The organism is Pseudomonas sp. CCI3.1, assembly GCF_034313985.1.
Classification (GTDB): domain Bacteria; phylum Pseudomonadota; class Gammaproteobacteria; order Pseudomonadales; family Pseudomonadaceae; genus Aquipseudomonas; species Aquipseudomonas psychrophila.
In genome coordinates this window covers 2317167-2331440 of sequence record NZ_JAVIWO010000001.1, presented here as the reverse complement: position 1 = coordinate 2331440, position 14274 = coordinate 2317167, and the positions used below count along the sequence as shown (strand labels likewise).

The window sequence follows — 14274 nt, the reverse complement described above, 5'->3', positions numbered from 1 at the left end:
AAACGACCTGGCTACCGAATTTCTTGACGACCATAGAGCATTGGAACCACCTGATCCCATCCCGAACTCAGCAGTGAAACGATGCATCGCCGATGGTAGTGTGGGGTTTCCCCATGTGAGAGTAGGTCATCGTCAAGATTAAATTCCAAAATCCCTGTCTGCTCGCGCAGACGGGGATTTTGTTTTTGTATAAGTACAAGCTTTGTAAAAAGCCTGTGCTGTTAATCAGGCCATTTGCCTGGCTAACACCTCGATTATCTCAATCGAAAGAAGCAGGAAATAAGGTGTTGACAGCAGCGTGTAACGCTGTAGAATTCGCCTCCCGCTAACGAGAGATCGAAAGCGCAAGTGGTTGATGTTACAGAGGAAACTTTGAAAACATCTTAAAATAACCGCTTGACAGCAACAGAGGCTGCTGTAGAATGCGCGCCTCGGTTCAGCGAAAGCTAAACCAACCGCTCTTTAACAACTGAATCAAGCAATTCGTGTGGGTGCTTGTGGAGTCAGACTGATAGTCAACAAGATTATCAGCATCACAAGTTACTCCGCGAGAAATCAAAGATGTAACCAACGATTGCTGAGCCAAGTTTAGGGTTTCTTAAAAACCCAAAGATGTTTGAACTGAAGAGTTTGATCATGGCTCAGATTGAACGCTGGCGGCAGGCCTAACACATGCAAGTCGAGCGGTAGAGAGAAGCTTGCTTCTCTTGAGAGCGGCGGACGGGTGAGTAATACCTAGGAATCTGCCTGATAGTGGGGGATAACGTTCGGAAACGGACGCTAATACCGCATACGTCCTACGGGAGAAAGCAGGGGACCTTCGGGCCTTGCGCTATCAGATGAGCCTAGGTCGGATTAGCTAGTTGGTGAGGTAATGGCTCACCAAGGCTACGATCCGTAACTGGTCTGAGAGGATGATCAGTCACACTGGAACTGAGACACGGTCCAGACTCCTACGGGAGGCAGCAGTGGGGAATATTAGACAATGGGCGAAAGCCTGATCCAGCCATGCCGCGTGTGTGAAGAAGGTCTTCGGATTGTAAAGCACTTTAAGTTGGGAGGAAGGGCATTAACCTAATACGTTAGTGTTTTGACGTTACCGACAGAATAAGCACCGGCTAACTCTGTGCCAGCAGCCGCGGTAATACAGAGGGTGCAAGCGTTAATCGGAATTACTGGGCGTAAAGCGCGCGTAGGTGGTTTGTTAAGTTGAATGTGAAATCCCCGGGCTCAACCTGGGAACTGCATCCAAAACTGGCAAGCTAGAGTATGGTAGAGGGTAGTGGAATTTCCTGTGTAGCGGTGAAATGCGTAGATATAGGAAGGAACACCAGTGGCGAAGGCGACTACCTGGACTGATACTGACACTGAGGTGCGAAAGCGTGGGGAGCAAACAGGATTAGATACCCTGGTAGTCCACGCCGTAAACGATGTCAACTAGCCGTTGGGAGTCTTGAACTCTTAGTGGCGCAGCTAACGCATTAAGTTGACCGCCTGGGGAGTACGGCCGCAAGGTTAAAACTCAAATGAATTGACGGGGGCCCGCACAAGCGGTGGAGCATGTGGTTTAATTCGAAGCAACGCGAAGAACCTTACCAGGCCTTGACATCCAATGAACTTTCTAGAGATAGATTGGTGCCTTCGGGAACATTGAGACAGGTGCTGCATGGCTGTCGTCAGCTCGTGTCGTGAGATGTTGGGTTAAGTCCCGTAACGAGCGCAACCCTTGTCCTTAGTTACCAGCACGTAATGGTGGGCACTCTAAGGAGACTGCCGGTGACAAACCGGAGGAAGGTGGGGATGACGTCAAGTCATCATGGCCCTTACGGCCTGGGCTACACACGTGCTACAATGGTCGGTACAAAGGGTTGCCAAGCCGCGAGGTGGAGCTAATCCCATAAAACCGATCGTAGTCCGGATCGCAGTCTGCAACTCGACTGCGTGAAGTCGGAATCGCTAGTAATCGTGAATCAGAATGTCACGGTGAATACGTTCCCGGGCCTTGTACACACCGCCCGTCACACCATGGGAGTGGGTTGCACCAGAAGTAGCTAGTCTAACCTTCGGGAGGACGGTTACCACGGTGTGATTCATGACTGGGGTGAAGTCGTAACAAGGTAGCCGTAGGGGAACCTGCGGCTGGATCACCTCCTTAATCGACGACATCAGCTGCTCCATAAGTTCCCACACGAATTGCTTGATTCATTGTAGAAGACGATAACTGCAGAGTCGCTCTGTGGTTTTTCTGTCGTAAAGCTTAGAAATGAGCATTCCATCAAGTGATGGTGAATGTTGATTTCTGATCTTTTGATTAGATCGTTCTTTAAAAATTTGGGTATGTAATAGAAAGTTAGACTGGATAACACTTTCACTGGTGTTTATTCAGGCTAAGGTAAAATTTGTGAGTGTCTCTTAATTGAGCATGCGAATTTTCGGCGAGTGTCGTCTTCATAGTATAACCAGATTGCTTGGGGTTATATGGTCAAGTGAAGAAGCGCATACGGTGGATGCCTTGGCAGTCAGAGGCGATGAAAGACGTGGTAGCCTGCGAAAAGCTTCGGGGAGTCGGCAAACAGACTTTGATCCGGAGATGTCTGAATGGGGGAACCCACCTAACATAAGTTAGGTATCTTAAGCTGAATACATAGGCTTAAGAAGCGAACCAGGGGAACTGAAACATCTAAGTACCCTGAGGAAAAGAAATCAACCGAGATTCCCTTAGTAGTGGCGAGCGAACGGGGACCAGCCCTTAAGCTGTATTGATGTTAGCGGAACGCTCTGGAAAGTGCGGCCATAGTGGGTGATAGCCCTGTACGCGAAAACATCTTTGCAGTGAAATCGAGTAGGACGGAGCACGAGAAACTTTGTCTGAATATGGGGGGACCATCCTCCAAGGCTAAATACTACTGACTGACCGATAGTGAACTAGTACCGTGAGGGAAAGGCGAAAAGAACCCCGGAGAGGGGAGTGAAATAGATCCTGAAACCGTATGCGTACAAGCAGTGGGAGCCCACTTTGTTGGGTGACTGCGTACCTTTTGTATAATGGGTCAGCGACTTATTTTCAGTGGCAAGCTTAACCGAATAGGGGAGGCGTAGCGAAAGCGAGTCTTAATAGGGCGTCTAGTCGCTGGGAATAGACCCGAAACCGGGCGATCTATCCATGGGCAGGTTGAAGGTTGGGTAACACTAACTGGAGGACCGAACCGACTACCGTTGAAAAGTTAGCGGATGACCTGTGGATCGGAGTGAAAGGCTAATCAAGCTCGGAGATAGCTGGTTCTCCTCGAAAGCTATTTAGGTAGCGCCTCATGTATCACTGTAGGGGGTAGAGCACTGTTTCGGCTAGGGGGTCATCCCGACTTACCAAACCGATGCAAACTCCGAATACCTACAAGTGCCGAGCATGGGAGACACACGGCGGGTGCTAACGTCCGTCGTGAAAAGGGAAACAACCCAGACCGTCAGCTAAGGTCCCAAAGTTATGGTTAAGTGGGAAACGATGTGGGAAGGCTTAGACAGCTAGGAGGTTGGCTTAGAAGCAGCCACCCTTTAAAGAAAGCGTAATAGCTCACTAGTCGAGTCGGCCTGCGCGGAAGATTTAACGGGGCTCAAACCATACACCGAAGCTACGGGTATCACTTAGGTGATGCGGTAGAGGAGCGTTCTGTAAGCCTGTGAAGGTGAGTTGAGAAGCTTGCTGGAGGTATCAGAAGTGCGAATGCTGACATGAGTAACGATAATGGGTGTGAAAAACACCCACGCCGAAAGACCAAGGTTTCCTGCGCAACGTTAATCGACGCAGGGTTAGTCGGTCCCTAAGGCGAGGCTGAAAAGCGTAGTCGATGGAAAACAGGTTAATATTCCTGTACTTCTGGTTATTGCGATGGAGGGACGGAGAAGGCTAGGCCAGCTTGGCGTTGGTTGTCCAAGTTTAAGGTGGTAGGCTGGAATCTTAGGTAAATCCGGGATTCTAAGGCCGAGAGCTGATGACGAGTTGTCTTTTAGACAACGAAGTGGTTGATGCCATGCTTCCAAGAAAAGCTTCTAAGCTTCAGGTAACCAGGAACCGTACCCCAAACCGACACAGGTGGTTGGGTAGAGAATACCAAGGCGCTTGAGAGAACTCGGGTGAAGGAACTAGGCAAAATGGCACCGTAACTTCGGGAGAAGGTGCGCCGGTGAGGGTGAAGCATTTACTGCGTAAGCCCATGCCGGTCGAAGATACCAGGCCGCTGCGACTGTTTATTAAAAACACAGCACTCTGCAAACACGAAAGTGGACGTATAGGGTGTGACGCCTGCCCGGTGCCGGAAGGTTAATTGATGGGGTTAGCTAACGCGAAGCTCTTGATCGAAGCCCCGGTAAACGGCGGCCGTAACTATAACGGTCCTAAGGTAGCGAAATTCCTTGTCGGGTAAGTTCCGACCTGCACGAATGGCGTAACGATGGCGGCGCTGTCTCCACCCGAGACTCAGTGAAATTGAAATCGCTGTGAAGATGCAGTGTATCCGCGGCTAGACGGAAAGACCCCGTGAACCTTTACTATAGCTTTGCACTGGACTTTGAATTTGCTTGTGTAGGATAGGTGGGAGGCTTTGAAGTGTGGACGCCAGTCTGCATGGAGCCAACCTTGAAATACCACCCTGGCAACTTTGAGGTTCTAACTCAGGTCCGTTATCCGGATCGAGGACAGTGTATGGTGGGTAGTTTGACTGGGGCGGTCTCCTCCTAAAGAGTAACGGAGGAGTACGAAGGTGCGCTCAGACCGGTCGGAAATCGGTCGTAGAGTATAAAGGCAAAAGCGCGCTTGACTGCGAGACAGACACGTCGAGCAGGTACGAAAGTAGGTCTTAGTGATCCGGTGGTTCTGTATGGAAGGGCCATCGCTCAACGGATAAAAGGTACTCCGGGGATAACAGGCTGATACCGCCCAAGAGTTCATATCGACGGCGGTGTTTGGCACCTCGATGTCGGCTCATCACATCCTGGGGCTGAAGCCGGTCCCAAGGGTATGGCTGTTCGCCATTTAAAGTGGTACGCGAGCTGGGTTTAGAACGTCGTGAGACAGTTCGGTCCCTATCTGCCGTGGACGTTTGAGATTTGAGAGGGGCTGCTCCTAGTACGAGAGGACCGGAGTGGACGAACCTCTGGTGTTCCGGTTGTCACGCCAGTGGCATTGCCGGGTAGCTATGTTCGGGAAAGATAACCGCTGAAAGCATCTAAGCGGGAAACTTGCCTCAAGATGAGATCTCACTGGAACCTTGAGTTCCCTAAAGGGCCGTCGAAGACTACGACGTTGATAGGTTGGGTGTGTAAGCGCTGTGAGGCGTTGAGCTAACCAATACTAATTGCCCGTGAGGCTTGACCATATAACACCCAAGCAATTTGCGTCGAAGAGACCAGATTGCGGTGTGTGAAGACGATACAAACCGAAAGTTTGCGACTCACAAAACACCAACTATTACATACCCATTCGCTAGAGCGTAAACCGAAAGGTAAACGACCTGGCTACCGAATTTCTTGACGACCATAGAGCATTGGAACCACCTGATCCCATCCCGAACTCAGCAGTGAAACGATGCATCGCCGATGGTAGTGTGGGGTTTCCCCATGTGAGAGTAGGTCATCGTCAAGATTAAATTCCAAACCCCCTGTCTGCTAACGCAGACAGGGGGTTTGTTTTTGTGGCGAGAAAAGGTGTGGCACGCGCCAAACCAGGCGAGGTCGCTCTTCAGATCGGCTACAGCTAAAGTCCTACAAATATGCACAGTTATTTTGTAGTCCGCGCACTAGAATAGACTCAGTCAATTTCTGAGCCAGAGACTCCCTATATGCCAGATCCGGTTGACCCCCGCAGGGTGTCAGAATTACCGCTGGACGAGTTGGTGGCCTGTCATGAGTGCGATCTGTTGATGCGCAAGCCGCATCTTGCTCTCGGTGAGAAAGCCCAATGCCCGCGCTGCGGTTACGAACTCTATGCACACAGGTACAAGGTGGTTGAACGCAGCCTTGCGCTTGTGATCGCCGCCTTGTTGCTCTACATACCTGCGAACTTTTTACCCATCATGCAACTCAACCTCTTGGGCCAGGCGTCGCAAGACACGGTCTGGAGTGGCGTGCTTGGTTTATTCAACACCGGCATGCAGGGCATAGCGGTTGTGGTGTTCCTGTGCAGTATGGGAATTCCGCTACTCAAGCTGCTCTGCCAGCTCGCCGTGCTACTCAGCATTCGATGGAATATAGGTCGCAGCTACGGGTTACTCATCTACCGTATTTATCATCACCTGCGTGACTGGGGCATGCTTGAGGTGTACCTGATGGGGGTGCTGGTGGCGATTGTGAAACTGGCCGATCTGGCAGAGTTGAGCCTTGGCCTGGGTCTGGTCTGTTTTGTGAGTCTATTGCTGGTACAGGTTTGGCTGGAGGTTGTGATGTCGCCTCACCAGATTTGGCAAGCACTGTCCGGGGAGGATGTTCATGCGGGCGATTGATGCGGGCATCTTGATCTGTGGCGAGTGCCACGAACTCAACAGGCAAGATCCCGACACTGACGAACAGACCTGTACTCGCTGCGGGGCACTGGTCCATGCGCGTCGCCCTGACAGCCTGATGCGCACCTGGGCATTACTGCTGACCTCGGCCATTCTCTATATTCCGGCTAACCTGCTACCGATCATGACGGTCAACTCATTGGGCCAAGGCTCGCCGAGCACTATCATGGCAGGCGTTATCGAACTGGTGCAGCACGGCATGATCCCGATTGCGGCCGTCGTATTTGTGGCAAGCATTCTGGTTCCCACTTTCAAGCTGGTCGGCATTGCCTTGCTGTTGTTTTCAGTTCAGCGTCATCAGCCGCTGTCTGCACGGCAACGCATCATCATGTATCGTTTTATTGAATTTATTGGCCGTTGGTCAATGTTGGATATTTTCGTCATTGCCATTTTGGTGGCCGTGGTGAACTTTGGACGCATAGCCAGCATCGAGGCCAATCTTGGCGCGGTGGCATTTGCCAGTGTGGTGGTGCTAACGATGCTTGCAGCTGTAACTTTTGATCCCCGACTGATTTGGGATAACACGGAGTCGGACGACGACCATGAGTGACTTGCCTACCGCTAAAACCCGCCCGGCTTCGAACTGGTCGGCGATCTGGATCCTCCCGCTTATTGCCCTGATCATTGGTGGCTGGCTGGGGTGGCGTGCCTACAGCCAAACCGGCATCGATATTCAAGTGCGCTTTGAAAGTGGCGAAGGCATCGTCGCCAACAAGACCGAAGTGGTCTACAAAGGCATGCCTGTGGGCAAGGTCAAAACCCTGGCCCTGGATGAGGATGGCCCCAACAAGGGTGTCATTGCTACCGTCGAGATGGACAAGGACGTAGAACAGTACCTCAAGACCAATACCCGCTTCTGGCTGGTCAAACCCAGCGTGTCATTGGCCGGTATCACGGGGCTCGAAACCCTGGTCTCGGGTAACTACATTGCCGTGAGTCCTTCCGATGGAGAGCCAGCGCGCAAGTTCAAGGCACTGTCGCAAGAGCCGCCCCTGTCAGATGCCGTGCCCGGCCTTCACCTGACCCTCAAGGCTGACCGTCTCGGCTCGCTGAACCGTGGCAGCCCGGTTTTCTATAAGCAAATCCAGGTCGGCCAGATCAAAAGCTACGTGCTCTCGGAAGACCAGAGCACGGTCGAAATCAAAGTCTTTATCGAACCTACCTACGCCAATCTGGTGCGCAAACACACGCGTTTCTGGAATGCCAGTGGCATCAGCATCGACGCCAACCTGTCAGGAGTAAAGCTGCGCAGCGAATCCCTTGCCAGCATCGTAGCGGGTGGTATTGCGTTCGCTACTCCTGAAAACCGTAAAGACAGCCCGCCTACCGACTCCAATCTGCCGTTCCGGCTCTATGAGGACTTTGATGCCGCACAGGCCGGTATCAAGGTCAAAGTTAAGCTCAGCGACTTTGAGGGCCTGCAGGCGGGTCGCACACCTGTCATGTACAAAGGCATACAGGTCGGCAGCCTCAAGGGCCTCAAGGTCGATCCGGACCTTACCAGCGCTAGCGCCGAGTTGACCCTAGACCCGTTGGCCGAAGACTATCTGGTGCAAGGGACTCAGTTCTGGGTGGTCAAGCCATCGATCTCCCTGGCCGGTATTACCGGGCTGGAAGCATTGGTAAAAGGCAACTACATCGCCATTCGCCCGGGTGACAAGGGCAGTACCCCCGAACGTGAATTTGTTGCACGGCCCAAGGCACCACCGCTGGATCTGCGTTCGCCGGGCCTGCACATGGTGCTCTTCACCGAGAACCTGGGCTCACTGGATGTCGGTAGCCCGATTCTATACAAGCAGGTCAAAGTCGGTTCAGTTCAGAGCTATCAGTTCTCGCGTACTAAAAAGCAGTTAGTGATTGGCGTACATATCGAGAAGGAATACGAAAACCTGGTCAACGCCTCGACCCGCTTCTGGAATGCTAGCGGTATCACGCTGACCGGTGGCCTGACTGGGGGAATACAGGTCAAGAGTGAGTCCCTGCAAAGCCTGATGGCCGGCGGGATTGCTTTTGAAACCCCAGAAGCCACGGCGCCTCTGCAAAAACGCATCCCGCGCTTTCGCCTGTTTACTGACCGCGATGCCGCGATGCAGCAAGGTGTCGCCGTTACGATCAAAGTGGCTCGTGCCGATGGACTGCGTGAGGGCACGCCTATTCGCTTCAAGGGGCTGGATGTTGGCAAGATTGAAAGCGTCGACCTGAGCCAGGACCTGCAATCGGTCATGCTCAAGGCGCGTATTACCGAAGTCCCTGAGCGTATTGCACGGGTTGGTAGCCAATTCTGGGTGGTCAAGCCAGAACTGGGGCTGATGAAAACAGCCAACCTCGAAACCCTGGTCACTGGCCAATACCTTGAAGTGCAGCCTGCGACCAAGCAACTGGGTCGTCAGACCAGCTTTGTCGCTCTGGAACAAGCACCGGATGCCGCTGTTTCTCAGGCCGGGTTAAGCCTTGTATTGAGTGCTGCCCGTCGTGGCTCGCTCAAAGAGGGTGTGCCCGTGACCTACCGTGAAGTCACCGTGGGCAAGGTGACGGGGTATGAACTGGGTAACACCGCCGATCGCGTATTGGTGCATATCCTGATCGAGCCTCGTTACGCGCCATTGGTGCGCACCGGCAGCCGCTTCTGGAACACCAGCGGTTTTGGTGTCGACTTTGGCTTGTTCAAAGGTGCAACGATTCGCACCGAGTCGCTGGAAACCTTGGTCCAGGGCGGCATTGCCTTTGCTACGCCGGATGGCGACAAAATGGGTAATCAGGCCCGCCCCGAGCAAACCTTCCCGCTCTTCGACAAGTTTGAAGACGAGTGGCTGCAATGGGCGCCGAAGATCCAGCTAGGTAAATAAGCGTAAAAAAAACCGCGATCATTGATCGCGGTTTTTTTATGCTCAGGATCCAGCCTCAGACTTCATCCAGCTCAGGCTCTTGTACAGCCGTAACTGCGTCAGGCTTCACCTCGTCATGCCGACGAATGTACTTCCAGTCGTCTTCATCGATGTAAATCCCGTTAGGCCCGCTGCCGCCCTCAAGGTCGATCGCCACATGAGCGCAGACCTGGGGTTTCACGCTGGCCAGAATCGGCACAAACCCCAGCTGTAAACTGGTCTCTAACAGTGCGGTCTGGTTTTTCTCGTCGATATCCGCCGCTTCGTCCAGGTAGTACGGCAAGCGGATACGACCGGCCTGATCGCGGTCCATCAAGTGCAGCAACAAATACATGTTGGTCAGCGCCTTGATCGTCATGGTCGTACCGTTGGACGCTGCACCGTCGATATCGGTATGGATCACCGGTTGGCCATTGACCTTGGTGATCTCGAATGCCAGCTCGAACAAATCCTTGAGCCCCAACTGGTTGTGGTTTGCAGCCACCAGTCGTGCCAGGTACTCCTTGGCTTCTTCGTTCTTGTTGTCCTGATCGGCGCTCTGGCTGAGGTCGAACACCGACAGGGTTTCGCCTTCTTCGTACTGACCGGCGCTGTGGATAATCTGATCGATATGCTTGAGCGCCTCTTTGTTAGGCGCCAGTACGATGCGGAAACTCTTGAGGTTGGACACCTGGCGTTTATTGATCTCGCGGTTGAACAGCGCCAGTTGATGCTCAAGGCTGTCGTAGTCGCTGCGGATGTTGCGCAGCGTACGGGCGATGTCAGTCACTGCCGCCCGGCGCGCCTTGCCCAGCGTCAGGGCTTCTTCGGTGCGGTGTGCGTAAGCGTTGATCAATAGCTGCAGACGCCGCTCCATATCGTCTTCGCTGTCGAACTTGGCCACGCCTTTCAAGCGTACCTGAGCGTAGAGGGCTTCAATTTGCCCATCGCAGCGCAACAAGCCCTGCCAGCTGTCCTGATAGTCATTGAGCAATGGCAGCAGGTTATCCATTGAGTCATCGACCGGGTCCATGAACGGCGTACCGAATGGCAAGTCAGCGGGCAACAACTGACGTCGACGCAAGCTGTCATCCAGCGTGCGCTGCTTGGCTTCCATGTCACCGATCTGGCGACCGACCAACTGCAACTTGGCGGACAATTGCTGCACGCGCTCGGTAAAGGCATCGCTGGAACGCTTCAACTCGTCTTGCGCGGCTTCGGCCTGGGCCAGTTGCTCTAGTTTGTCGCCTTCCTCGGCACTTAGCGTCTGGCTGCGGCGGAAATCTTCCAGAGCCTTTTGGGCATCCAGCACTTGTTGATACAACGATTCGGCTTCGGTTTTGCTCGCAGCGCGATCTGATGTGACGGCTTGCTGGGTTTTCAGTTGCTTGAGTTCTTTCTCCAGACGCTCTTTCTGCTCGCGCAAGGCTGCACGGTCAGCCAGCGCCTGCAGGGCAGGGGGCTCAATGTGGCTGAGGTCGATGGAGAGCCCCGGCGCTTCAAAACGCTCGCCTTTAAAGCCGTCCAGGATCAGCTCCAGCGACTTGACCCAGGCATCATTGTCATCCAGCGCAATTCCGTGCTCACCCAACGGCAAGCTGAACAGGGCGCTGTTGAACAGACGCATCAGGCGCTCTACATCTTGCTGCGAAAACTCTTCGCGCAGGCGGGCATAACTGTTGTTGTCGGCGTGATCGAGTTGCTGCTTGACGGACTTGAGGCGTTTTTCCAGTTCACGCAGACGCTCGTCAAGATCCTCTGCACTGAACTGACGTGATTGCGCCAACGCTCCTGCCAGTTCGTCATGGGCATCCTTGGCGCTCAGCAGTTGCTGCTCCAGCACCTTCACATCGTCAACCAGGGCGAAGCGATGCTTGAGCACCGACAGCTCGCCGAGCCAGCGCTGAGCGCTGGCGATTTCTCGCTCAAGGCGCATCAACTCCTGGGTGCTGCTGCGCTGATCGTTTTGCAGGGCGTCCTGTTCGTTGCGGTAGTGCTCGGACTGAATCAGCAGCTCTTCCTTGCGAGCCCCGGCGTAGTCCTGCCATGTGCCAAGCAACGAGTCGAGCAGCGGCGACAGACGATGCAGCTTGCCGCGCAACAGGTCACGCTGGCGAACACCGGCAGCCAAGGACTCAACCAATGGCCCGGCGCCGACCAGTGCGTTGTAGTCTTGCTCCATGCGTCGTACATCGCGGAAAGCCTCTTCACATGCGGCGATGTAATCAACGCTACCCGAGCGCAGGCTGTGTTCGAATGCATCGAGAAACAGCTGCTTGAGCTTGGCAGCGGTGATTTCGCGCATATGCAGCAGGTTGATAAACAGTGCACGGAACGTTTTGAGGCTCTGTTCGCTGGTAGAGCGCAGCGGTATCAGTGTCAGATCCAGCGGGATCGACGTATGCCCACCCACCAGCAAACGACGCAGTTCATCGGGCTTGAGTTCGTAGGCTTTGAGGCCATTACGCTCAAGGTTATTGAACAGTTCTTTTTGGCGCAGGCAGGTATCGTCTTTTTGGTAATGCGCCAGATCCAGCTTGCCCGCATAGGCGAAAAACTGGTGGCCAAAGCCGCCGCCGGGCCCGCGTCCGACCACGCCGATCACATGGGGACCATGTGGCAGGGAGACTTCTACCAGGATATAGCTGGTATCAGAGGCAAAGTAGAAGCGCCGCGATTGCTCAAGGCTGTACTTGCCGAAGCTCATGTCTGACATGCGTGCCAGAATCGGGAACTGCAAAGCGTTGATCGATGCCGATTTACCGAGGTTGTTTGCCCCGTATACCGACAGCGGGTGTTCCAGCGGGAACAGGCCCAGGCTGTAACCGGCCGTGTTCAACAAAGCAAAGCGGCGAATGCCGTAGCGTTCCTGGCTCATGCGTCCATCTCCTGTTGTTCATCCGCGATGGCGCGGGCCAGAGCCGCTTCGTCGTCAATGTCGTCATCGACCAGAACCGGTGTCGGCAAAGGCAAGATGTTGTGCAGGCTGGCGGCGAGATCACGATCTTGCTGCACCGACAGGCACACATCCAGAAACCGGTGCATCGGTGGCAGAAAACGATAGATACCGGGTTCTTCACTGGCAAAACCGAGCTGGGTCATGCGGCGCATGATCTTTTCTTCCAGCTCTTCATGGGTGGTGACTTCGGCCTGCACAAACAGGTCGCGGTACTTTTCCAGCAAGGCGGGCAACTCGTCGCGGCCCAGGCTGCCACCGTCGAGCACGGCAATCGGGTCGCGGCCCTGATCGGCCAGATGCTCGACGATGATGAAGGTGAAGAGCGCCAGGCGCTGTGCGGTCTTGTTGACTTGCGCGGTGGCGGTGTCGGGCACGAAGTAATAGAAGCCGCGGGTATCACACACCAACTCAAAGCCCAGCGCTTTAAACAGCGTGCGGTATTGATCCTGAAAGTTCGACAGTTGTGCGTACAGCTCCGGGTCCCGGCGGCTGACGTGATAGCCCTTGAACAATTCACGAAAAATCGGTGCCAGCTGGGACAGTTCAGAAAGATCAAGATGCATGCAGGGGGCTCGCAGATGTCTGGGTCGCATCTTCGCAGTGAGAAAGCAAAGCGAATGAGCGCAGGCTGACCAGGTGTTCTTGGGTGTGGTAATCGCGGCGCTCAAGGCGCTCGCGCACGAAGCGTTTTTCGCGGGACAGGCGGGAGAACCAATACAACAATTCGTCGGTGCCGCCGTCCGGCTCTTGTGCCAGTAGCCAGGTCATCAAGTCCGGCATTGGCAGCGCGTCGCTGCAGCGCTCGAGCATTTCCTTGACCGTGCGCGGGGCCTTGGGTGTCTCGCCCCGGTGGACTTTATGAGCCTTGGGAAATTTCGCGGGTTTGGGCTCGAAGCGGGCCAGGGCATACACATAAGCCTCAACCTGACTTGCACTGCCCAAAAAGGTGCTTTGGGGGCGAGTGAACATCGGCATCGAGGCTTGCGGCACCGCGTCCAGCCCCTTGCGCCGGATGGCTGCCAGTGCCAGCGCCGCGCCGCGGGTCACGGCATTGTGCCGGCGGGCTTCTTCACGCAGCGGCAGCAGCAGCTCGCGGGCATGGCGCAGGGTCATCTGGGCGCTGGTTTGCATTTCGAGGATGCGCGCATGGGTGCGCAACAGCATGTCGTCGTCCACCAGATGGCCAAGGCGCTGTTGCTCGCTGAGCATGCGCAGCAGCACGATCTCGACCTTGCGCACGCCTTGCTCGAAGGCACCATCGGCGTTGACCAGTTGGATCATGGGCTCGACGTATTCGTCCCACGTCGCCAGAACTTCGGCATAGCGCTGGCGCAGCGGGATTTGCCGGTCGCTGGTCTTGGCCCGCTCGGCTACGGCCACCAATGCTTGCTCATCGTTCGCCAGCTTCTTCAGTACATCACGTACCCGCATGTCGAGCAGGCGCAGCTGGCGAGCCAGGTCATGGCCGTCACGGATGTCGAACGCATCCTGGATATAGCCTGCCAAGCGCTCCAGATGGCGCAGGTAAGCTTCGATTTCAAGGCACAGCCCAAGGCGATGCTCGTGCCTCAGATACGCCAGAAAGTCGTGGATTTGGGCGTTGAGCTCGAAGCGGTTCGGGCTTTTTGCGACCGGCACCAGAATGTCCAGACGGATCCAGCTGTCGAGCACGCTGGTGATATCTTGAGGTGTGCTGTCCACCTGATGAGCGGCCAGTTGCAGACGCAATTCGTTCAGGCTCAAGGTGCCTTGGTCGAAGTGTTCACACAAAGGCTCAAGGAGTGCCCAGTGCTCGGCGAGGGCACGTAAAACGCGCTTGGGTTCGATCATGGGATGGCCAGTCAATTGGCAATGAAAGGCCGCGATTGTACTGCAACGTGCGGTCGAGTCATCACTT

6 protein-coding genes and 4 rRNA genes are annotated in these 14274 nt (G+C 54.6%); 7 read left to right on the top strand and 3 right to left on the bottom strand.

Annotated features, from left to right (window positions below):
• The first annotated feature begins 22 nt into the window (after positions 1-22).
• The 7 genes from rrf (RGV06_RS10755) to RGV06_RS10725 all read left to right on the top strand — a co-directional run bounded on the left by rrf (RGV06_RS10755) (position 23) and on the right by RGV06_RS10725 (position 9400).
• Positions 23-138, top strand: a 5S ribosomal RNA gene (gene rrf / locus RGV06_RS10755).
• A gap of 480 nt (positions 139-618) precedes the next feature.
• A 16S ribosomal RNA gene (locus RGV06_RS10750) occupies positions 619-2155 on the top strand.
• 325 nt (positions 2156-2480) lie between these two features.
• A 23S ribosomal RNA gene (locus RGV06_RS10745) occupies positions 2481-5372 on the top strand.
• Positions 5373-5522: 150 nt separating this feature from the next.
• Positions 5523-5638, top strand: a 5S ribosomal RNA gene (gene rrf, locus RGV06_RS10740).
• The 16S, 23S and 5S rRNA genes sit together here, the layout of an rRNA operon.
• Before the next feature lie 196 nt (positions 5639-5834).
• The gene (locus RGV06_RS10735) at positions 5835-6494 is read left to right on the top strand and encodes a paraquat-inducible protein A (protein WP_046809075.1); all 660 of its coding nucleotides are present in this window, start codon (positions 5835-5837) and stop codon (positions 6492-6494) included.
• Positions 6481-7104: a paraquat-inducible protein A gene (locus tag RGV06_RS10730; RefSeq protein WP_019825202.1), complete on the top strand. Its 624-nt coding sequence runs from the start codon at positions 6481-6483 to the stop codon at positions 7102-7104. Before RGV06_RS10735 ends, RGV06_RS10730 begins: the two co-directional genes overlap by 14 nt.
• The gene (locus RGV06_RS10725) at positions 7097-9400 is read left to right on the top strand and encodes a PqiB family protein (protein WP_019825200.1); all 2304 of its coding nucleotides are present in this window, start codon (positions 7097-7099) and stop codon (positions 9398-9400) included. Before RGV06_RS10730 ends, RGV06_RS10725 begins: the two co-directional genes overlap by 8 nt.
• Before the next feature lie 55 nt (positions 9401-9455).
• Here RGV06_RS10725 and mksF read toward each other — a convergent pair whose 3' ends face one another.
• The 3 genes from mksF to mksB are packed head-to-tail and all read right to left on the bottom strand — an operon-like array spanning position 9456 to position 14207.
• Positions 9456-12296 carry an Mks condensin complex protein MksF gene (mksF, locus tag RGV06_RS10720; protein ID WP_019825198.1) on the bottom strand — a complete coding sequence of 947 codons (2841 nt, stop codon included), beginning with the start codon at positions 12294-12296 and terminating at the stop codon, positions 9456-9458.
• The gene (mksE, locus tag RGV06_RS10715) at positions 12293-12940 is read right to left on the bottom strand and encodes an Mks condensin complex protein MksE (RefSeq protein WP_322149974.1); all 648 of its coding nucleotides are present in this window, start codon (positions 12938-12940) and stop codon (positions 12293-12295) included. Before mksE ends, mksF begins: the two co-directional genes overlap by 4 nt.
• Entirely contained in the window at positions 12930-14207 is a 1278-nt protein-coding gene (mksB, locus tag RGV06_RS10710) for an Mks condensin complex protein MksB (RefSeq protein ID WP_046809077.1), read from the bottom strand. The genes mksE and mksB overlap by 11 nt, the downstream gene beginning before the upstream one ends.
• Between the last annotated feature and the right edge of the window lie 67 nt (positions 14208-14274).